Raw genomic sequence first — 20,555 nt, 5'->3', positions numbered from 1 at the left:
GCGGCGGACGCATAGGGGGAGAGAAGTGTCACCTATGTATCCGGTTCAAAGTGTTACCCATCTATCGGCTGGACAGGCAGGCCAGAGGGGGTCGGTTCGACTGGATGCGCCCCCCTTGCGACCGATGAAGGTTAGCGCTCCACGCGCGGCGACCCCCTCTGTCGCCTTCGGCGACATCTCCCCCTCAAGGGGGGAGATCGGCGCTCCGCCGCCTAGCTCACCTCCGAAGTCCGCCTGCGCACAACCACACCCAGCTCATCGCTCTCGCGTGCAACTCGAAGCCTCTCTTCGGCTTCTGTCGCTTCGCGCTGGCGGTCCCACATCGACGCGTAGAGGCCATGCTTTTGCATCAGCTCGGCATGGGTGCCGCGCTCGGCGATCTCGCCGTCCTTGAGCACGATGATCTCGTCGGCGGTGATCACCGTCGACAACCTATGCGCAATGACGATGGTGGTGCGGCCCTTGCTGACCAGGTCGAGGGCGGCCTGGATTTCCTGTTCGGTGTGGCTGTCCAGCGCCGAGGTCGCCTCGTCGAGCATCAGGATCGGCGGCGCCTTCAAAATCGTGCGGGCAATCGCCACGCGCTGCTTTTCGCCGCCCGACAGTTTTAGCCCGCGCTCGCCGACCATCGAGCGGTAGCCTTCGGGCAGTCGTTCGATGAACGGGCCGATCTGGGCAAGCTCGGCGGCTTTCTGCATGTCTTCCTCGCTGGCGCCGATGCGGCCGTAACGGATGTTGTAGGCGATGGTGTCGTTGAACAGCACGGTGTCCTGCGGCACCATGCCGATGGCGCCGCGCAGGCTCGCCTGCGTCACATCACGGACATCCTGGCCGTCGATCAGCACCTGACCGCCCTGGACGTCGTAGAAGCGGAACAAGAGCCGCGAAATCGTCGACTTGCCGGCGCCGGACGGGCCCACGATGGCCACCGTCTTGCCGGCCGGAACCTCGAAGGAGACGCCCTTCAGAATCTTGCGGCTGGGGTCGTAGGCGAAGTGCACGTCGCGGAACTCGACCTTGCCGGCTGTAACAGCGAGCGGCTTGGCATCCGGCTTGTCGGTGATTTCCTGCGGCACATCGAGCAGGTCGAACATCTGCTCGATGTCGGTCAGCCCCTGGCGGATTTCGCGGTAGATGAAGCCGATGAAATTGAGCGGCACCGAAAGCTGCATCAGCATGGCGTTGATGAAGACGAAATCGCCGACCGTCTGCGTGCCGGCCTGCACCTCCAGCGCCGACATGCACATGACGATGACGGTGCCGAGACCGAAGATGATGCCCTGGCCGAAATTCAGCCAACCGAGCGAGGTCCATATTCTGGTCGCCGCCATTTCATAGCGCGCCATCGAACGGTCGAAGCGCTCAGCCTCCATACCCTCGTTGTTGAAGTATTTGACGGTCTCGTAGTTGAGCAGCGAGTCGATCGCCTTGGTGTTGGCGTCGGTGTCGCTGTCGTTCATGTCGCGGCGGATCGAAATGCGCCAGTCGCTGGCGCGAACCGTGAACCAGACGTAGAGCCACACCGTGGCCGCCACCACGACCACATATTTCCAGCCATAGGTGTAGGCGAAGATGCCGGTGGTCAGCGCGAATTCGAGGATGGTCGGCGCCGTGTTCAGCATGATGAAGCGCACGATCGTCTCGATGCCCTTGGTGCCGCGCTCTATGATGCGCGACAGGCCGCCGGTGCGGCGCTCGAGGTGAAAGCGCAGCGACAGCTGGTGCATGTGAACGAAGGTGCGGAACGCGAGCTGGCGCACCGCATATTGGCCAACGCGGGCAAACAGCGCGTCGCGCAGCTGGTTGAAGCCAAGCTGCACCAGCCGCACGACATTGTAGGCGACGACCAGCATCACCGGCGCCAGCAGGAAAGATGGCAGCGGCGGCGGCGATTTGGCGTCGCCGGCCAGGGCATCCGTCGCCCATTTGAAGAAATAGGGCCCGGCAACCAGCGTCAGCTTGGCAACGACCAGAAGCAGCGTCGCCCAGGTGACGCGTGCCCTGAGATCGGGGCGGTCGGCCGGCCACATATAGGGCCACAGATTGCGCAAGGTGCCGAAGGTCGAGCTATCGGAAACGGTTTTTTCTGCCACTTTTCTTGCCTTTTGGTGAGAGATCAGCGGCCGGAGCAGCAGGAATTGACGAGTGCGGTCAGCGATGCGGAAACGTCGGCGAGCGCGGCGCGGTCGAGTTGATAGCGCGAGCGCTGGCGGTCGGGCTCGAAGCGGACCAGCCCGGCTTCGACCAGGATCTTCAGATGCTGGGACACGGTGGACTGCGCCAGATCGAGATGATCGACCACCTCGCGGCAGCAGCAGGAATTGCTGGCCGAGAGATGTCTAAGGATCTCGATGCGCGCCGGGTGCGAGAGTGCGGCGAAGCGAGCGGCAACGGCGCGGCCTTGGGGCGGTGCGCAGTTTGCGTGGTCTGGTTCAGCGAGCGAGTCTGCCATCGTTCATCGGCGATAGACGATGAACGGGTGCGTGGCAAGCTAACCCGATGGGTAGAGCGACCTAATCTCCCCCCTCGAGGGGAGATGTCGCCGAAGGCGACAGAGGGGGTCGGTACGTCCTGACGCAACGTCGTTTGCATCAAAGAGAAGGTCGGCGTTCTATGCGCGGCGACCCCTCTGGCCTGCCGGCCATCTCCCCCTCAAGGGGGGAGATCAAGCGCTCGGCCGCTACTGCGTCTTCACCGGCGCCGTTGTCACCTGCTCGCCCATCGCCTTGAGGTCGGCGGCTTCGCCTTCCTTGGACTTTTCCGGAACCTTGAACACCTGCCCCGGCCAGATGCGGTCGGGATCGCTGATCTGGTCCTGGTTGGCGAGATAGATGGTCGAGAAGCGCACGCCGTGACCGTAGACGCGCCGTGAGATCCGCCACAGCGTGTCGTGCCTGCGGATGATCACCGCGCCGTCGGCATGTTCAAGCTTTGGCGCCACCGTCTCTGGCACATCGGGCGTTGCCGCCGCGACGACGGCTGGAACCTCAGCGGCAGGCGCTGCCGGTGCCGCAGGTGCCCCGGCAACCGCCGGGGCAGCCGGAGCCGGCGCTTCAGCCGCCGGTGCGGCTGGTGCGGATGCGGCAGCAGCTGGTGCGGGCTTCGGAGGGGCAGCCGCGATAGTGGCTGGCGCCGCAGGCTTCGGAGCGGCCGGTGCTTCGGCAGCAGCCGGTGCGGCCGGCTCAGCAGGCTTTGCTTCGGCGGGCTTGGTCTCGGTGGGCTTGGCCTCCGCGGGCGCCACGGCGGCGATCGCTTCGCCGGGTTCGCGCTCGAACGGCACGGCGGCGCGGGCCACGACCTTCACGCCGTCGGCGTCGAGACCGTCGACATGGATGGTGTAGCTGCCGACCGGGATGTCGCGCGTCGCCTCGACCAGGAAATGACCGTCGGGCGAGGTCACCGCATCACCAAGCAGGATATCGTTGGCATAGGCGCGCACCTTGCGGCCGGCGTCAGCCAGACCGGCGACGAAGATCTTGTTGCCGTCGATCTCGACCGCCTCGACGACGATCTTGGGTGCAGCCACGCCTGCCGCCGGCGGCGCTGCAGGTACTGCTGGCGCTGCAGGGGCAGTTGCGGCTTCCACAGCCGGAGCAGCAGGTGCTGTTTCAGCGGCCACGGCAGGCGCAGCCGTAGCAGGCGCCTCAGCGGCTGGGGCAGCGGCCTGATCGCCGGCGGCCGGTGCCGCGGGCTTGGTCTCAGGCGCCGGGACGCTAAGCAGCTCGGCCGGCTTGCCGGGTTCCTCGACCATCGCCAGCACCTGGCCGGCGGCGTCCTTGGGAACCGAAACGACGGCGGTCTGCACGGAAGGGGTAACCACATCGCCGGCCGTCGCGCGCAACGCAATCGTATAGTCGCCGGGCTTCAGCGGATCGTCGAGAACGATGACGAAGGCGCCGTCCGGACCGGCGACAGTCGAGCCAAGCACCGAGGAGCCGTTGAGGATCTCGATCTTCGAATTGGGCGCAGCATTGCCGGCAACGACGATCGAGCCGTTGCTTTCGACGCGCACGACGTCGAAGCTCGGCGCAACCGGGCCGGCCGCGGCCGGCGCTGGGGTTGTTGGGGCAGCAGCGGGCGCGGCAGGTGCCGCCGGAGCCGCAGCTTCGGTCGCGGGAGCCGTTGCGTCGGCAGGCGCGGGTGCTACGGGAGCCTTGGCATCGGTGGGCGCGGCGGGCGCCGGCGGCAGCCTTCCCTCGGTCCCCGGATCGGCCAGCTTTTCAGCCAGCGGCGTCAGCGATGCAATCGCCGCAGGCGGCGTGGGATTCAGATACGGGTCGAGTGCGCCCGATACATAGGCGGTTCCGACGACCGCGACGGTCCCACCGGCCGCGAACAGAAACGCCTTCAATGGATTAACAGCCATATTTCCCCTACCCCTTAGCCACCTGAAGCCGGTCTAGCGTGTTTTGCCGGCACCGACAAGAAAAAGCCCGGGCTTGTCAGCCCTTGGGGCTTGACCCCGCATTCAGACCCAATCACCAATCACGAATGAACACGATTCGATCCGTCTGCGTCTATTGCGGCTCGTCTCCGGGCCGCGATGAAATCTATGCCAAGGCCGGGCACCTGCTTGGCCGCTCGCTCGCCAAAGCCGGCCTGCGGCTGGTCTATGGCGGCGGCACCAAAGGCATTATGGGCGCAGTCGCCGAAGGCGCGCTCAAGGCCGGCGGCAAGGTAACGGGCATCATTCCGCGCTTCCTCATCAACAAGGAGGCGACCGAAACCGCGCTTGACCGGCTCGACGAGTTGCTGATCACCGACAACATGCACGAGCGCAAGCACAAGATGTTCGAGAAATCCGACGCCTTTGTGGCGCTGCCCGGCGGCATCGGCACGGTCGAGGAAATCGTCGAGATCATGACCTGGGGCCAGCTCGGCCATCACCGCAAGCCGATCGTCTTCGCCAACGTTCAAGGATTCTGGGATCCGATGCTGGCGCTGCTCGACCATATGGCCAGCGAAGGCTTCATCCACACCGCGCAACGGGTCAAGCCGCTGGTGGTCGAAGACCCCGAGGCCATCGTCGCCGCCATCATGGTGGCGGGGTCGTCGGTCGATGCGCCGACGGAAGGCGTGCAGTCTGTAATTGACAAGATGTGAGGACGAAGCCGGCCTTGGCGCAGGCGGCCAGGAATTGAGCCCGGTTGGTGTCGTCGGCCTGGCGCACCAACTGCGCCGCGTCGTGCTGGCGCTCAAGGCTGCCGGCTACGAAACACTGGGCAACACCTGGATCGGCGACAGCAACAAGGCCAGCCTGGCCCAGAAGCAGAAGTCCAATGCGAAGCCACTGATCGACTGCATCTGCTTGGCAAGGATCTGTAGCGTTGGGGCAGCTGACTTCGATCTGTCCAGCTTTTCTTGAGCTCCGTCTTGTGCGCAATGTAAGCACGTTGGCGACGATTTCCATTTGCAGCCCGCTTCGCAGTTGGTTATCGGAGAACATTGGGCGGGAACGGAAATTTGGAGAGCGAGACAAAGGGGAGATGAATCCGCGCGAGCGATTGACGGCCGCGAAGGGCGAGATCGCGTCGGAACCAAGGACGGCGATCCTGGTCCTCGGAATGCACCGCAGCGGCACCTCGGCGCTCGGCGCCCTCGTCGCCGCGCATGGAGCCACGCCGCCGAAACATCTGCTGCCCGGGAGCCTCCACAATCCCAAGGGACATTGGGAAAGTACCCCACTCACCATCGCCGACGACCACCTGCTCACGGCGGCCGCCTCCTCCTGGCAAGATTGGCTGCCGCTAGATCGGCAGTGGCTGCAGTCGCCGGCAGCCGAGCGATTTCGGCCCATGATGACGGCGATCATTGCCAGCGAGTTCGGCGATGCCCCCCTGTTTTTCGTCAAGGATCCGCGGATCTGCCGGTTCCTTCCCTTCATAGCCTCGATCCTGGCCGATCTCAGGATTGACCCGATCGCATTTCTGCCTGTTCGCAACCCGCTTGAAGTCGCCTGTTCGCTGCAGGAACGGGATCAAATGGCACTACCGACAGCGTTCATGCTGTGGCTCAGGCACGTGCTCGAAGCGGAGCATCATTCGCGACACATGCCGCGCTGTATCCTGCGCCACGAAGACCTGTTGAGCGACTGGCGACATCAGATGGACCGCGCGGCCAGGGGGACCGGAATCGTCTGGCCTGTCACGTCCGATCACGCCGACGCCGCAATCGCCGAGTTCCTGGACAAGGATCTGCATCATCAGCGGGCCTCGGTCGCTGATCTGCAAAACCATCCGGATGCCACGCCGTTAGTCCGCAGTGCCTATGCCATTTTGCGCAGTATGGCGTCTGAAGGCGACAGCCAGGACTTGCGCGACCAGCTCGACAGGGTGCGGGCGACGTTCGATGAGAGCTGCGATGTGGTTGGCAAGGCCGTTGCCGCAGGGAACCTGGCCGCTAAACGGCTACACGGCGAACTGGGAAAGGGCATCGTCGAGCGTGACGCCCTCGCTGACGCCCAACAGGCCCTCATCCGAGACCGAGACAGCTTCATGGCGGAGCGTGACGCGCTCGCTCACGCCCAGCAGGACCTCATCCAAGCCCGAGACAGCTTCATGGCGGAGCGTGATGCGCTTGCTCACGCCCAGCAGGACCTCATCCAAGCCCGAGACAGCTTCATGGCGGAGCGTGACGCGCTCGCCCTGGCCCAAGACGGCCTCGTAGCCGAGCGTAGCGCGCTGGCCAGGATCCGAGACGACCTGGTGGCGGAGCGCGATGCGGCGCTTGCGTCACGCAGCTGGCGATTGACCGGACCGTTGCGATGGGTGAGCTCCATTCGTCGGCGATAGCAGCAAACACTCTAAACGCTGCTCGACAAACTGTGATCGCCTGTCAAGAAACCGTCACACGGAACCCGCCTCCCTCGTGTTACGAAGGACGGGTCGGCATCCGCGCGTCGGCATAGTCGAAATCTGAACCTGGTCGAAATTTCTTGGCGAGGCGAGCCGTGAACATTGCTCTCAACGCGGAAGGCCTGTCGCCTTACCTGCCCGACGAGCACGGGCTGTTCTTCATCTACCATTTCACCGCCGAGGGCCTGCGCACCAAGGACGCGGCCGAGGTTGCATGGACATGGCGCAGCTACCAGCTGTCCGACCTGCGCGCCCGTCATGAGATCGCCGCCGAGCAGGCTCTGCCCGGGCCGGTGCGCGAAGCTTTCCTCGGCGCCAGCCAGGGTTGCCACATCGATCTCGAGGATGCCTGGCTTTATGGCGACCTGCCGGATCTGCGCCACGACTATTCGGCGGAAGCGCGCGGGCTCGGCCATTTCCGTTTTGCGCTCAACGATAACACGCTGATCGGCGCGCGCAAGCAGCCACTGGAATCGGTCGATCTCATCCGCAGGGCGGTGGAGAGCGGCTCGCGCAAATTCCGCTCCCCCGCCGACCTGGTCGAAGCGGTCATGGGCCAGTCGCTCGACGGCATGGCGGCCGAGCTCCACGGTCTTGGCGATACGCTGGACGGCATCGAGGACCGTATCGTGCGCGATGCCTGGCACGGCGAGCGGCAGTCGCTGGTCGAGGCGCGCCGTCAACTGGTGGTCATCCACCGACAGATGGCGACGCTCACAAACCTTTTTCGCCATCTCGACCATTCGCATCGCAATGAGCTGCCCGATCGGATCAATGACATGGCGACAAGGCTCTCGCACCGGGCACACACGCTCTATCACGACGGCGAGCAGTTGCAGGCACGCGCAAGGTTGCTGCAGGACGAGTTGATGGCCAAGCTGACAATGCAGTCCAACCAGCTGCTCTATGTGCTGTCAGTGATGACGGCGGTGCTGTTGCCGATGACCATCATATCAGGCCTGTTCGGCATGAATGTCGGTGGCCTGCCCATGGTCAATACGCCGATGGGCTTCTGGGTGGTCTCGGCGGTTTCGATCGTGATCGCCGCGGCGACCTACATGTTCGTAAGGCGGCTCGGGCGGACGTAACGCCCCGATCCCTTTGTTTTCACGCAATTCCCAAGGGAACGCGACGCGCTTTCCTGGAATGCCCATCACGCCGTAGCGCGAAGATCCTCGACGATGGTGCCGGCGGCAGCGACCTCCGCCTCATGGTCCGGCTCCCGCCAGGTCTCGGCGAGACCCGCCGCATACCATTCCTGCATGGCCGGCAGGCCAAGCAATTGCGGGGGATAGGCTGCAGCTGCCCCTTCGAAAGACAGCCCATAGGATAGCACACGGAACGCCGCCGGAGCAAAGAAGGCGTCGACGGCGGTAAAATGGCCGCCGGCAAGGAACGGCCCGCCGAACAGGGCAAGGCCATCGTTCCAGAGATCGCCCAAACGGAACAGATCCTGCTTCAGCGCGTCCGACATCGGCAACGGTTTCACCCGCAAGCCGCAATTCATCGGGCATGCGCCGCGCAAGGCCGTGAAACCAGAATGCATTTCGGCGGCGGCCGAGCGCGCCCAGGCTCGCGCCTTGGCCTCGGCAGGCCACACACCATGGTGGCGCTCGGCGAGATACTCGGCAATAGCCAGCGAATCCCAGACAGCCCAGCCGTCATCCACCAGGCAAGGCACGCGCCCGCTGGGCGAGAACGCCCGGTAGAGATCGAAACTAGGCCCGGTCGGAAACGGCGTCAATTGCTCCTCGAACGGAATGTCGAGGGTGCGCATCAGCACCCATGGCCGCAGCGACCATGACGAATAGTTCTTGTTGGCGATATGCAGCACGTACATCGAAAGGCTCCCTACTTCGGGGCCAACGCCACCGGGCGGATTTCACGGCCACGAAACATCGACCAGGAATACATCGCCAATGCCGCCCAGATCAGCGCGAAGGCAATTGCTTGCGTGGTGCCGAACGGCTCGTCGAAAATCAGCACGGCGATCAGGAACACCATGGTCGGTGCGATGTACTGCATGATGCCGATGGTGGAGAGGCGCAGAAGCTTGGCGCCGAAGGCGAACAGAAGCAGCGGCACCGAGGTGACTGGGCCGCAGCCGATGAGCAAAGCCATATCGGTGCCGTTGCTGGAGATGAAATGGTCCTGGCCGTTGACGACCAGGAAGACGATGTAGGCAAGCGCCGGCACCGACAGCAAAAGGACTTCGAGCAGAAAGCCCTGGCTCGGGCCGATCGGCAGCGTCTTGCGGAAGAACCCATAGGCAGCGAAGGAAAACGCCAGCGCCAACGACACCCAAGGCAATTTGCCGGCATCGACGGTCAGAACGGCAACTGCGACCGCCGCCAGCAACACGGCCGCGATCTGCAGCCGGTCGAGCTTCTCGCCGAGCAACAACGCGCCGACGACGATGCTAACTAATGGGTTGATGTAGTATCCGAGCGCGGTCTCGACGGTGCGGTCGACCGAGATCGCCCAGACATAGATGGCCCAGTTGACGGAGATCAGGGTCGCCGTCAGCGCCGCCATGGCGATGCTGCGGGGCGAGCGGATCGCCGCCTTGAAATCGGCTGTGCGGCCGGCCCAGACCAGCACTGCAGCAGCAATCGGCACCGACCAGACGATGCGGTGGGCGATCACCTCGATCAGCGGCAGATGCGCAACCGCCTTCATGTAGAAGGGCAACAGGCCCCATAGCAGATAAGCGCCGAGCGCGAGGAGAAAGCCGCTGCGGGCTTTGGAGTCGGCGTCGGGCTGGATCGTGTCGCTGGCCATGGCAAACGCTATGGCCCAGTGGGCCATCCAAAACCATCGCAAAATTATGATGGATCAATGGACTTCCGCTGATGGCTCAAGGGGCGGCGCCAGTTCCTCGCCCCACTTCGGGGGGCGAGGAAACCCACGTCTTGCAACCCTACTCCGCCGCCACCAATCCCGCCATGTCGCGGTTCTTCATCAGCTTGTAGACGATCGAATCCATCAGCGCCTGGAAGGAGGCGTCGATTATGTTTTCCGACACGCCGACCGTCCACCAGCGTGCGCCGGTGCCGTCATGCGATTCGATCAGGACGCGAGTGATCGCCTCGGTGCCGCCATTGAGGATACGCACCTTGAAATCGGCGAGCTCCATGTCGGCGATCTCGCTCTGGAATTTGCCGAGGTCCTTGCGCAACGCGATGTCGAGCGCGTTGACCGGGCCGTGGCCTTCGGCCACCGACATCTTCTCCTCGCCCTCGACCATCACCTTGACGATGGCTTCGGAGACCGTCTTCAACTGGCCGTTGGCATCGAAGCGGCGCTCGACCATGCAGCGGAACGAAGTGACGTTGAAGAACTCCGGCAGGCCGTGCAGCATTTTGCGCGCCAACAGCTCGAAGGAGGCATCGGCGCCCTCATAGGCGTAGCCCTCGGCCTCGCGCTTCTTGACCACCGAGATCAGCGCATCGAGACGATGGTCGTCTCTGGGCACATCGATGCCGCGCCGCTTCAGCTCGGCGAGGAAATTGGCCTTGCCGCCCTGGTCCGAAACCATAACGCGGCGGCGGTTGCCTACCGCCTCGGGCGGCACATGTTCATAGGTCGCCGGCTCCTTGGCCAGTGCGGAGGCATGGATGCCGGCCTTGGTGGCGAAGGCCGAGGCGCCAACATAGGGCGCCTGCGCTTCCGGAGCACGGTTCAGCAATTCGTCGAAGGCGCGGGAAAGCCGGGATATCCCGGTCAGCGCCTCGGCCGAGATGCCGGTTTCAAACCGATCGGCGAAGGCCGGCTTCAGCGCCAGCGTCGGTACGATCGAGACCAGATTGGCGTTGCCGCAGCGCTCGCCGATGCCGTTCAGCGTGCCTTGGATCTGGCGCACGCCGGCCTCGACGGCGGCGAGCGAATTGGCCACCGCTTGGCCGGTGTCGTCATGGGCATGGATGCCGAGATGGCCGCCCGGAATACCTGAAACAATGACCTTGTCGACGATGGCGCGCACTTCCGAGGGCTGCGTGCCACCATTGGTGTCGCACAACACCACCCAGCGCGCGCCGGCATCATAGGCGGTCCTGGCGCAGGCCAGTGCGTAGTCCGGATTGGCCTTGAAGCCGTCGAAGAAATGCTCGCAATCGACCATCGCTTCCTTGCCGGCGGCAACAGCTGCTTCGACCGACGCGTTGATCGAGTCGAGGTTTTCCTCATTGGTGCAGCCGAGCGCGACGCGGACATGATAGTCCCAGCTCTTGGCGACGAAGCAGATGGCGTCGGACTTGGACTGCACGAGCGCTGCCAGGCCCGGGTCGTTGGATGCCGACACGCCTGCCCGCTTGGTCATGCCGAAGGCGACGAACTTTGCCTTCGCCGTGCGCTTCTGCTGGAAGAAGGCGGTGTCGGTCGGATTGGCGCCGGGATAGCCGCCTTCGACATAGTCCATGCCGAACTCATCGAGCAGCTTGGCAATCGCGATCTTGTCCTCGACGGAAAAGTCGATGCCCGGCGTCTGCTGGCCATCGCGGAGGGTTGTGTCGAAGAGATAGAGGCGTTGTTTGGTCATTGTTCTGTTGGCGCGCGAGCACCCCCCTCTGGCCTGCCGGCCATCTCCCCCTCAATGGGGAAGATCGGCAGCTTTAGCGTCGGATCGTTTCCTGCAGCGATGAAGATTTGCGAAAGCGCCGATGACAGCGAATCTCCCCCCTTGAGGGGGAGATGTCCGGCAGGACAGAGGGGGGTGCCACGCGCTGTCATTTCCCCGCAAACCCATCCGTCGCGCGTATCAGCCGATCCAGAATCCCCGGCTCCGAATAGGAATGGCCGGCGCCTTCGATGAGGTGGAAATCCGCCTTCGGCCAGGCCTTGTGCAGGGCCCAGGCATAGCGCGCCGGGCACGGCATGTCGTAGCGGCCGTGGACGATTGTGCCGGGAATATCCGCGAGCTTATGGGCATCGCGCAGAAGCTGCCCCTCCTCCAGCCAGCCGGCGTGGACGAAATAGTGGTTCTCGATGCGGGCAAAGGCGATGGCGAAGTCGTCTTCGCCGAACTTGTCGCTGGTCTCCGGCTCCGGTAGCAGCGTGATCGTCTCACCTTCCCACAGGCTCCAGGCAAGGGCGGCTTCCAGCTGCGCCTTGCCATCGGCGCCGACCAACCGCCTGCGGTAAGCGGCCATCATGTCGCCGCGCTCGGCTTCAGGAATTGGCGCCAGGAAACGCTCCCATTTGTCGGGGAACATCTCGGAGACGCCGAACTGATAGTACCATTCGAGTTCGGCGCGGGTCAGCGTGTAGATGCCGCGCACGACAAGCTCGCTGACGCGATTAGGATGCGTCTCGGCATAGGCCAGCGCCAGCGTCGAGCCCCACGAGCCGCCGAACACCAGCCATTTTTCGAAGCCGCACATCTCACGCAGCCGCTCGATGTCGGCAACCAGGTGCCAGGTGGTGTTGGCCTCGAGCGAGGCGTTGGGTGTCGATTTCCCGCAGCCGCGCTGGTCGAACAGGATGACGTCGTAAAGCTTCGGGTCGAACAATTGCCGATGTTTTGGCGAGAAGCCGCCGCCGGGACCGCCATGCAGGAAAACGGCCGGCTTGGCGCCCCTGGTTCCGGAGCGCTCCCAGTAGATATGATGGCCGTCGCCGACATCGAGCATGCCGGACTCGAACGCATCGATCTCTGGATAAAGAGTACGAAGTTCACTGTTCATTTCATTGCTCATATCTTCAGGCCGTGCGCGGGCCAGTCCGTGGTTTCGTGGTCGGGATGCTGGAACGAGATGATCTGCTCCTGGCGGGAGTAGAAATCCGGATCCTGATGCACGGGCTGGTCAAAGATCGTTTCCACCCAAGGCAATCGGACCGCGTAGTTGACCTGGATCTGCGGCGCCAGATCGGAGCGGTCGTCGAAGGCGCCGATGGCGATCTCCAGTGCGCCAGGTTGGCGATAGGTCAGCGGTGTACCGCAGCGGGCACAGAAGCCGCGATCGATGTTGACCGACGACTGGAAGTAGGTCGGCTCCTCGCGCACCCATTCGACGCCATCCTTGGGCACTGTCACCAGGGCGCCGAAAAACGACCCGAACTGTTTCTGGCACATGCGGCAATGGCAGATGGACGCCCGGCCAAGCTTGCCCTTGATGCGGAAACGGACGGCGCCGCACTGGCAGCCGCCGGTTCGAACTTCATCGGTCATAACTTTTCCTCTGGCGGCCATTGTTCGGTGTCATGATCGGGATGCTGGTAGGAGACAAGCTCGGCAAGATAAGGCGCCGACGACATGTCGGCCATCGTGTCCTCGCCCGGCAATTGCGGAAGGGTGTCGACATAAGGCAGTTTTGCCTCGGTGCCCCACTGGATCAGCGGCACGATTTCGGCCGGATTGTCGAAGGCGCCAATGGCAAGGCCGACGCCGTCGGGCGCGGTAAAGGTCAGCGGCGTGCCGCAATTGCCGCAAAAGCCACGATCGACGTGGCTGGACGAGGCGAAATATTTCGGTTCGCCGCGCGTCCAGTCGAGTTTGGCGCCACGCACCGAGACCAGGGGCGCGTAAAATGAGCCGAACGCCTTCTGGCACATGCGGCAATGGCAGATCGAGGCGTCACCTAGCGCACCCTCGACGCGAAAGCGCACCGCGCCGCACTGGCAGCCGCCGGTGTAGATCGGCCGGTTGTCGAGGCTCATGGCGTTTCACTCCGTTTCATAGTCATTCGGGCGCATGGCAGACGGCCTCGACATTGTTGCCGTCGGGATCCAAGACGAAGGCGCCGTAATAGTCCGGGTGATAATGCGGGCGCAGCCCCGGCCCGCCATTGTCCTTGCCGCCGGCGGCGAGCGCCGCGGCATGGAAGGCGTCGACCTCGGCGCGGCTGCGCGCGGTGAAGGCGACGTGCTGATGGGTCCTCGGCTTGTCATCGCTGGCCTGCAGCCAGAACACCGGCCGGTCGCGGCCATAACCGCCGACCTTGGCGCCGCCGGTATATTCCAGTGGCACCATGTAAATCAGCGAGGCGCCAAGCGGCGCCATCGCCTGGTCATAAAAGGCTTTCGACGCGCCGAAATCGGCGACATTGATGCCGAGATGGTCGATCATGAAACAAGCTCCTCCCTTGCTGGCGCCGGCACGTCGGCGCCGGCCAAGCCGGCCTCGATCACGATGTGCTGGCAGACATTGTCGATATCGCGGATGACGTCGTCGTTCCAGAAGCGCAGGATGGTCCAGCCACTGGCACTCAATTGAGCGCTGCGTGCCTTGTCGCGTTCTGCATCTTCTACGTCGGCATGCTGACTGCCATCAACCTCGACTACGAGGTGGTGGGCCGAACAGGCGAAGTCGACAATGTAGGGCCTAATCGGTACCTGTCGGCGAAAGCTCATCCCCATCAGCCGGTGAGCCCGCAACTCATTCCACAGTTTCAGCTCGGCATCGGTCATGACGCGACGCATGGACTTTGCATTCTTGCGCTGACGCGATGGAACGAGGTCGTGACCCATGCTCAGGCCACTCCGCGCTGGCGATTAGCGAAAACCGAGGCGAGGGCTGATCTCCCCCCTTGCGGGGGAGATTGGCTGTCGCTCCGGCCTTCGCCAATCTTACAACGGTGTCTCGCGCCACCCTCACCGCTTTACCTCCCACGTCGTCACGCGTTCGCCAGTGATAGGATCCTTGCCGTCTTTCAGTTGCACGCCCTGCGCCAGAAGCTCATCGCGGATGCGATCGGCTTCGGCCCAGTTTTTCGCTGCGATCAGTTCCAAGCGCTTGGCGATCGCCTTGGCGACCGCAACCTGGTCGACCTTGGCCGCGCCTATATCGAAGCCGAGGAACAACAGCGATGCCTTCAGCGATGCGGCCGCTTCGTTGCCCTCCGCGGCCTCACCGGCAAGCTGCGTGAGCTGCTGGAAGGCGGCATAGGTGGCGAGGTCGTCAGACAGCGCCGCTACAACCTCCGCCGGAACTTGCCCTGCCGACGGGGCGAGATCGGCGGCGCGCTTCCATTTGCGCAGCGTATTCTCGGCCTCTTCCAGCTTGCGTACGGAAAAGTCGATCGGCTCGCGGTAATGCGTCATCAGCATCGCCAGACGCAGCACCTCGCCCGGCCATTTGCGGCCGCCGAAGGTCTCGGTCTCCAGCAGTTCGGCGATCGCGTAGAAATTGCCGACGCTCTTCGACATTTTCTGGCCCTCGACCTGCAGGAAGCCGTTGTGCATCCAGACATTGGCCATGACGTCGGTGCCGTGGGCGCAACGCGACTGGGCGATCTCGTTCTCATGGTGCGGGAAGATCAAATCGAGGCCGCCGCCATGGATGTCGAAGACATCGCCGAGATAGGCGGCCGACATGGCCGAGCATTCGATGTGCCAGCCCGGCCGGCCCCTGCCCCATGGGCTGGCCCAGCCCGGCTCTTCCGGTGACGACAATTTCCACAGCACGAAATCGCCCGGGTTCTTCTTGTGAGCGTCGACGGCAATTCGCGCACCGGCCTGCTGTTCGTCGAGATTGCGCTTCGACAGCTCGCCATAATCCGGCATCGAGGCGGTGTCGAACAGCACTTCGCCGGCGGCGACATAGGCGTGGCCGCGTTCGATCAAACGTTCGATGAGGGTGATCATGTCAACCTTGCCGTCGGCGCGGCGCGCGACGAACTCGGTGGCGCGCGGCTCGACCGTCGGCGGCAAGCAGCCGAGTGCGGCGACATCCTTGTGGTACTGGTCGGCGGTTTTTTCGGTAACGCGGCGGATCGCCTCGTTGAGCGTCAGGCTTCCCGACGCGATCTCGGCGCCGAAATCGCGCAGCGCGCGGGCGTTTATCTTGTCGTCGACATCCGTGATGTTGCGCACATACGTGACACCAGCCTCGCCATAGAGGTGACGCAGCAAACGGAACAGCACGTCGAAGACGATCGCCGGACGCGCATTGCCGATATGGGCAAAGTCGTAGACGGTCGGACCGCAGACATACATGCGCACATTCGACGGGTCGATCGGGACGAACACGTCCTTCGTCCGCGTTAGCGTGTTGTAGAGGCTGAGACCCTTCGATGCGTCAGACATGCGTGCCCTTCCGGTCCGTTAAGTTCTGGATGGAGCCTACCTGTGCCAAGGCACAAATCGGGCTCCAGCCTGCTGGCCGGGGCGTTTGTCCACTCTGGGGAAAGGTGAGGCGAAAACGTCCGGACCAGCGCGAAGCTAGCCAATAATGCAAATGCCACAAATGGCGGAAAACGTTTTCATCGGCGGCTTTATCGCCTTGGCCGGTGTTGCCGTCAAGTCGCAACTTCCGGCAAAAGCGTCGCTGGATCATAGGTCAGGAGCCGCTGAAACATTTTATTAAACATGTCGGCACAGTCATGAAACATTCGCCGGCTAGTCCACCATAGGTCACGATTCGGTCAGATTCGGCCGGCAAATGCAGACACGGAAATGTTACCAGGGAAGAGATCGATGTCACGAACCAAGCAGGAATCGAGCCGCGCCAAGCAACCGGCGCTCGCCAACCACTACCGTGCGATCGGCCCGGCCGCGATCGTCGCCGCCCTTCTCCATACCGCGAAGAATAAAAAGCCGGCGCCGAAAATCACTTCGCCCCGCGCTGCCTGAACAGGCATCGTGCCGGCCGCCGACAAGGCGTGCGCCGGAACGGAAGGCTGAGGCGCCCATAGCGCGCCTGAAAACAACAGCTCTTCCTATTGAGCAGGTTCTTCCCGAAGACCGGACCTGGCTTCTTGGGAGCGCGCTCTAAAACAGCGTCATCTGACTGTCGTCCGCGCCGGGCTTCTGGCGCCTGACCTTGCCGGGCTCGACGATGCCCATGTCCTGTATCTCCGGCCCGATGTTGGCGACCTTGTTGACGAGGTCGGAGACCGGAATTGCCTCGAAGAACTCGGGCAGCGCGGGCTTGAGCAGGTCGGCCACATCGCGCGGTTCGAGCGTGCGGCAGTCCAGCCAGCGGGCAAAATCTTCAGGCGCGATCACCACCGGCATCCGGTCATGGATATGGGCGAAGCCGGCATTGGCGTTGACGGTAAGAATGGCGCCGGTGTCCATTTCCGAACCGCCCGGCTCGGCATAGGTTTCGATCAGCCCGGCAAAGGCGATCACCCCGCCATGCCTCGGCCGTATCCAGTAGGGCTGGCCCTTCTTGCCGCTGCCGGATTGCTGCCACTCATAGAAGCCGGAGGCCGGCACCAAGGCACGGCGATGGCGCATGGCAGCTTTGAACGAGGCTTTTTCAATAGCGCCTTCCGAACGCGCGTTGATGAGCAGCGGAAATTCCCTGGTGTCCTTGACCCAGGTGGGGATCAGCCCCCAGCGCACCAGCATCGCCTGGCGATCCGGGAAATTCGAGCCCGGCATGCGCGGCGGCCCCGACAGCGCCATCAGCACCGGCTGCGTCGGCGCGATGTTGTAGCGGGCCGGAAAATCCTCCAGCTCCGCCAGGCCGAGCAAGGCGGCGGTCTGGTCCGGCGTGGCCGTCAGGGCAAAGCGTCCGCACATGGGAAAGCTCGATGAAATGATCCGATCGCGAAAGTGGCGATGGAACCGGCGTTGCGCAACCGCTAAAGCTCAATGCCGCCGGCCGGTCCACAAGGGTCTGGCCTCACATAGGCGAAAACGAGATCGATGAACGAGCAGCGCAAGACACTTCCCGCAGTCTCGGTCGCCGTCGTGCGCGGCAGGACGGTGCTGCTGGTCAAGCGGGCGCGGCCGCCGTCGCAGGGGCTTTATGCCTTTCCCGGCGGCAAGGTCGAGCCCGGAGAGACGCTGCAAGAAGCAGCAGTGCGCGAATTGCTGGAGGAAACCGGGCTGCGGGCGCAGGACTATCGTCCGCTTCGCGACATCCACATCGACGGCAGCGGCGAGAATCACCCGGTCGACTATCTGCTGACCGTGTTCGGCGCCGTTTATGCCGGCGGCGAAGCGACGGCCAGCGACGATGCCGAGACCGCCGCCTTCTATAGTCTTGATGAAATGGCGACGCTGCCGCTCGCGGGTGACGTCATGGAGGTGGCTGAAGAGCTTTTGGCCTGAAGCAGGCCCATATCTGCCGCTCCGAGAATCGCCTTGCAGGCGACAAAATGTTTCGTCAGATAGACTTATGACCCGCACCTCGCTGTTCCTTGCCGCATGCATCGCCACCGCCACGGCTTTTGCCGTGCAGCCGGCGCTGGCCGCCGAGTCGCCGTTCGAGCCCGGGCTGATGCGACTGGCCGAGGTGCTGGGGTCGCTGCATTTCCTGCGCAATCTGTGCGGCGAAAAGGGCGACCAGTGGCGCACCGAGATGGAAAAGCTGATCGATTCGGAAAATCCCGATCCGGAGCGGCGTGCCCGCTTCATCGCCAGCTTCAACCGCGGTTACCGTTCCTTCGGCGGCACCTATACCCAATGCACGCCGTCAGCGACCGAAGCCATCAGCCGCTACATGAAGGAAGGCGAGACGCTGTCGCGCGACATCGCCTCGCGTTACGGCAACTGACGAGCGCCAGACGGCGTTTAGCGAACGCCTTTTCGAGCACCCGCCTTGTATCCACGGCACGTTGATGCAATCTTGGTGTTGCACTTGCGCAACAGTATTAACGAAACGTTAGCGCGCGAATGCGGAATTAACTCAAACTGAAGGTTTTCATCCCGCTCACCGGTCTAATCGGCTAAGTTTGAATCGGACCGAACGCAGGCGACGAAGTTTGTAAAGACGATCAAAAAAATGTCGTATTTACAGATACTTACTTAGCCTGCGTGAGATAGGGGCAGCCCAAGCCGGATCCGACCCGTCGGACCGCCGCTTGAAAAGGTGGACATCGCAAATGGAACATGGCGTCAACGACATCGACGCGCTGGTCAGGGAAGAAAAGCGCCTGACCGCGGTGGAAAGCCATAGCGAGGCCTGGGCGGAAGGTCTGTCGGCCGGCATAGAACCTGAAATCATCGCCGAGGCAGCGCTTGAAACCGCGTTCGGCGAGATGCTGCGAGCCAATGGCGAAACCTCGGCCCTTGCCCTGCTCGATCGCATGCGTGAAAAGGTGATCGCCGGCGCCTTCGAGCCGGAGCGGTTTCGGCACTAGGCGTCGCGCGTCTCAGAGGGTGCATCGCCAGCTTACCGGTTCTTTGACGACGGCGCGCCGTTTGGGCATCATGCCTGAACAGCCTAGGCCCAAGGAGAGGCAAGCGGTGAATTTTTCGATGTCAGGCCGGCCTCGCGGCGTGGTCCTCAGCATCTGGCTTGCCGCCTCTTGCGCCGCGGTTCCGCTGGCGCTTGTCCTGACCAGCAACCCTGCCTATGCGCTGAGCGAGATCAAGCGCGAGGAGCTTCCAGCTCCTGCCGGGCCACCAGCCAATGGTGAGACGGCGCCGTCGGAAAATTCAGTGCCAATGCCCGATCTGCCCGGCACGGCGCCACCGGCCGCTAGCCAGCCGAAATCGCCCACGGAGCCCGAACAAAGCCAACCGGAAGCCCCCGCCAACGATGGCGGCGTGGCCAACCCGCGTGCCGATCCAGAAGCGCCGGTGCCCGAAGTCGTCTATGACCTTTCCAAATTGCCCGAGCCCGTCAGGCGCATGCGCGATCTGATGGTCGAGGCCTGCGTAAGCGGCGACATCGAGAAGCTGCGGCCGCTGATCGGCAAGGGCGACACCATGACCCAATTGTCGCTGGGCGAAATCGAGGGCGACCCGATCGCCTTCCTGAAAGGGCTATCGGGCGACAAGGAAGGTCAGGAAATCCTCGCTATCCTGGAAGAGGTGCTCAATGCCGGCTATGTCCATGTAGACGTCGGCACACCGCAGGAACTCTATGTCTGGCCATATTTCTTCGCCCTGCCGCTGGACAAGCTCAACGCCAGGCAGCGGGTCGAACTGTTCAAGATCGTCACCGCCGGCGACTATGACGACATGAAGCAGTTCGGCGCCTACATCTTCTACCGCGTCGGCATCACGCCGGCCGGGCAGTGGACATTCTTCGTCGCCGGGGATTGAACGGCGATTCCCCTGGGATGGCTACTGGCTAGGGCTAGAAAGCTCGAGGCCTGTGTCAGGCCATATGCGGATACCTTCATTTCGAAGGGCCGAAATCGCTTCGACCGCCGCGTTGGGATCCATTTGCAGCACCTCGGCGGCATGCCGCAATTCTTCCTTGTCCCGCAGCCTGTTTACCACCCAAGCCACCTTGCGCTCGATATCCACGCCATAGGCCGCCTTCGCCTTGCCAACAGCGTCGCTCGGGATTTCCTTATAGATGCCAACCAGCACTCCAAGATCGATGGCATCGCGATATGCAATTGCACGGTCCTGACATCGATCCGCGTTCGCCAGCAACTTCTCGGCAAACATATCCGCCGGGACCAGGGCGGATACATTCAGATCGTCGTCGAAATGGCCTCGCAGTTTTATGCGGCCTTCGCGGATGACTTCAAACTTGATCGTTTGGCCTTTCAACCGCACGATCGTCCGCAAGCCATATTGATCGATCTGGAAGTCCCGAACAGCCTCGACCGGCTCAGGAAAGAATGCTCTGACGCCACGTTCGGCTGCGGAGGTCCGCAATTCGCGATAGCCATCACTGTCCGCACACAGGAAGTCCACATCCAGTGAGCGGCGATATTCCCCGAATTTCATAACGATCGCAGTGCCACCGCCGAACCAGCACTGGTTTGCGGTCAGGAAATGGCGATCCATCAATCCGAGCGCTTCGGCAATGATCTGGTGCTCGGGCCTCTTGAATTCCATCATGACGCTCGC

At 63.1% G+C, this 20,555-nt stretch carries 23 protein-coding genes; 9 read left to right on the top strand and 14 right to left on the bottom strand.

Annotation, left to right across the window (positions count from 1 at the left end; translation table 11 throughout):
- Positions 1 to 212: 212 nt before the first annotated feature.
- The 3 genes from X757_RS139480 to X757_RS139490 all read right to left on the bottom strand — a co-directional run bounded on the left by X757_RS139480 (position 213) and on the right by X757_RS139490 (position 4,366).
- The gene (locus tag X757_RS139480; RefSeq protein ID WP_023727588.1) at positions 213 to 2,093 is read right to left on the bottom strand and encodes an ABC transporter ATP-binding protein/permease; all 1,881 of its coding nucleotides are present in this window, start codon (positions 2,091 to 2,093) and stop codon (positions 213 to 215) included.
- 23 nt (positions 2,094 to 2,116) lie between these two features.
- A complete protein-coding gene (locus tag X757_RS139485) occupies positions 2,117 to 2,452 on the bottom strand; it encodes a helix-turn-helix transcriptional regulator (RefSeq protein WP_023727587.1) in 336 nt (111 codons plus the stop codon).
- A 228-nt stretch (positions 2,453 to 2,680) separates the two neighbouring features.
- The gene (locus tag X757_RS139490; protein ID WP_023727586.1) at positions 2,681 to 4,366 is read right to left on the bottom strand and encodes a LysM peptidoglycan-binding domain-containing protein; all 1,686 of its coding nucleotides are present in this window, start codon (positions 4,364 to 4,366) and stop codon (positions 2,681 to 2,683) included.
- Positions 4,367 to 4,491: 125 nt separating this feature from the next.
- Here X757_RS139490 and X757_RS139495 point away from each other — a divergent pair, with 125 nt between their 5' ends.
- From X757_RS139495 to X757_RS139510, 4 genes are all read left to right on the top strand, one after another.
- Positions 4,492 to 5,103, top strand: a complete 612-nt coding sequence (locus X757_RS139495; protein WP_023673582.1) for a TIGR00730 family Rossman fold protein — start codon at positions 4,492 to 4,494, stop codon at positions 5,101 to 5,103.
- Positions 5,104 to 5,137: 34 nt separating this feature from the next.
- Positions 5,138 to 5,365, top strand: coding sequence for a hypothetical protein (locus tag X757_RS1000000168205; protein WP_023673581.1), 228 nt, complete (start codon positions 5,138 to 5,140; stop codon positions 5,363 to 5,365).
- Positions 5,366 to 5,486: 121 nt separating this feature from the next.
- Positions 5,487 to 6,791: a sulfotransferase family protein gene (locus X757_RS139505; RefSeq protein WP_023727584.1), complete on the top strand. Its 1,305-nt coding sequence runs from the start codon at positions 5,487 to 5,489 to the stop codon at positions 6,789 to 6,791.
- Positions 6,792 to 6,949: 158 nt separating this feature from the next.
- Entirely contained in the window at positions 6,950 to 7,942 is a 993-nt protein-coding gene (locus tag X757_RS139510; protein ID WP_023727583.1) for a transporter, read from the top strand.
- Positions 7,943 to 8,007: 65 nt separating this feature from the next.
- On the opposite strand, the gene X757_RS139515 is transcribed toward X757_RS139510, so the two are convergent.
- From X757_RS139515 to cysS, 9 genes are all read right to left on the bottom strand, one after another.
- Positions 8,008 to 8,694: a glutathione S-transferase family protein gene (locus X757_RS139515; RefSeq protein WP_023727582.1), complete on the bottom strand. Its 687-nt coding sequence runs from the start codon at positions 8,692 to 8,694 to the stop codon at positions 8,008 to 8,010.
- 11 nt (positions 8,695 to 8,705) lie between these two features.
- Positions 8,706 to 9,635 (bottom strand): EamA family transporter RarD, encoded by a 930-nt coding sequence (rarD, locus tag X757_RS139520; RefSeq protein ID WP_023673577.1) that lies wholly within the window; start codon positions 9,633 to 9,635, stop codon positions 8,706 to 8,708.
- 139 nt (positions 9,636 to 9,774) lie between these two features.
- On the bottom strand, positions 9,775 to 11,391 hold the full coding sequence (gene cimA, locus X757_RS139525) for a citramalate synthase (RefSeq protein ID WP_023727581.1): 1,617 nt from the start codon (positions 11,389 to 11,391) through the stop codon (positions 9,775 to 9,777).
- A gap of 187 nt (positions 11,392 to 11,578) precedes the next feature.
- On the bottom strand, positions 11,579 to 12,535 hold the full coding sequence (gene pip / locus X757_RS139530; protein WP_023727580.1) for a prolyl aminopeptidase: 957 nt from the start codon (positions 12,533 to 12,535) through the stop codon (positions 11,579 to 11,581).
- 8 nt (positions 12,536 to 12,543) lie between these two features.
- The gene (locus X757_RS139535) at positions 12,544 to 13,020 is read right to left on the bottom strand and encodes a GFA family protein (protein ID WP_023684470.1); all 477 of its coding nucleotides are present in this window, start codon (positions 13,018 to 13,020) and stop codon (positions 12,544 to 12,546) included.
- Positions 13,017 to 13,508 carry a GFA family protein gene (locus tag X757_RS139540; RefSeq protein ID WP_023727579.1) on the bottom strand — a complete coding sequence of 164 codons (492 nt, stop codon included), beginning with the start codon at positions 13,506 to 13,508 and terminating at the stop codon, positions 13,017 to 13,019. The genes X757_RS139535 and X757_RS139540 overlap by 4 nt, the downstream gene beginning before the upstream one ends.
- A 22-nt stretch (positions 13,509 to 13,530) precedes the next feature.
- Positions 13,531 to 13,917 carry a VOC family protein gene (locus X757_RS139545; protein ID WP_023684472.1) on the bottom strand — a complete coding sequence of 129 codons (387 nt, stop codon included), beginning with the start codon at positions 13,915 to 13,917 and terminating at the stop codon, positions 13,531 to 13,533.
- Positions 13,914 to 14,318: an endonuclease domain-containing protein gene (locus tag X757_RS139550; protein ID WP_023684473.1), complete on the bottom strand. Its 405-nt coding sequence runs from the start codon at positions 14,316 to 14,318 to the stop codon at positions 13,914 to 13,916. Before X757_RS139550 ends, X757_RS139545 begins: the two co-directional genes overlap by 4 nt.
- 123 nt (positions 14,319 to 14,441) lie before the next feature.
- A complete protein-coding gene (gene cysS, locus X757_RS139555) occupies positions 14,442 to 15,875 on the bottom strand; it encodes a cysteine--tRNA ligase (RefSeq protein ID WP_023727578.1) in 1,434 nt (477 codons plus the stop codon).
- 390 nt (positions 15,876 to 16,265) lie between these two features.
- Between cysS and X757_RS1000000167205 the strand changes: the two genes are divergently transcribed.
- On the top strand, positions 16,266 to 16,421 hold the full coding sequence (locus X757_RS1000000167205) for a hypothetical protein (protein WP_023673568.1): 156 nt from the start codon (positions 16,266 to 16,268) through the stop codon (positions 16,419 to 16,421).
- Positions 16,422 to 16,559: 138 nt separating this feature from the next.
- Here the strand turns inward: X757_RS1000000167205 and X757_RS139560 are convergent, their stop codons facing one another.
- The gene (locus tag X757_RS139560; protein WP_023727577.1) at positions 16,560 to 17,318 is read right to left on the bottom strand and encodes an SOS response-associated peptidase; all 759 of its coding nucleotides are present in this window, start codon (positions 17,316 to 17,318) and stop codon (positions 16,560 to 16,562) included.
- A 126-nt stretch (positions 17,319 to 17,444) separates the two neighbouring features.
- On the opposite strand from X757_RS139560, the gene X757_RS0134995 reads away from it, so the two are divergent.
- The 4 genes from X757_RS0134995 to X757_RS139575 all read left to right on the top strand — a co-directional run bounded on the left by X757_RS0134995 (position 17,445) and on the right by X757_RS139575 (position 19,793).
- Positions 17,445 to 17,852 (top strand): NUDIX hydrolase, encoded by a 408-nt coding sequence (locus X757_RS0134995; protein ID WP_023698665.1) that lies wholly within the window; start codon positions 17,445 to 17,447, stop codon positions 17,850 to 17,852.
- A gap of 67 nt (positions 17,853 to 17,919) precedes the next feature.
- The gene (locus X757_RS139565; RefSeq protein ID WP_023692875.1) at positions 17,920 to 18,297 is read left to right on the top strand and encodes a TIGR02301 family protein; all 378 of its coding nucleotides are present in this window, start codon (positions 17,920 to 17,922) and stop codon (positions 18,295 to 18,297) included.
- A gap of 328 nt (positions 18,298 to 18,625) precedes the next feature.
- A complete protein-coding gene (locus X757_RS139570; RefSeq protein WP_023673564.1) occupies positions 18,626 to 18,883 on the top strand; it encodes a hypothetical protein in 258 nt (85 codons plus the stop codon).
- 106 nt (positions 18,884 to 18,989) lie between these two features.
- A complete protein-coding gene (locus X757_RS139575) occupies positions 18,990 to 19,793 on the top strand; it encodes a hypothetical protein (protein WP_023687301.1) in 804 nt (267 codons plus the stop codon).
- Between the two features lie 21 nt (positions 19,794 to 19,814).
- Here X757_RS139575 and X757_RS139580 read toward each other — a convergent pair whose 3' ends face one another.
- Positions 19,815 to 20,543: a nucleotidyl transferase AbiEii/AbiGii toxin family protein gene (locus tag X757_RS139580; protein ID WP_023684480.1), complete on the bottom strand. Its 729-nt coding sequence runs from the start codon at positions 20,541 to 20,543 to the stop codon at positions 19,815 to 19,817.
- Positions 20,544 to 20,555: the final 12 nt, after the last annotated feature.

The sequence above is a fragment of the Mesorhizobium sp. LSHC412B00 genome (assembly GCF_000503035.1).
Lineage (GTDB): Bacteria > Pseudomonadota > Alphaproteobacteria > Rhizobiales > Rhizobiaceae > Mesorhizobium.
The sequence above is the reverse complement of the archived record's forward strand: the minus strand, read 5'-3'. Positions and strand labels throughout refer to the sequence as shown.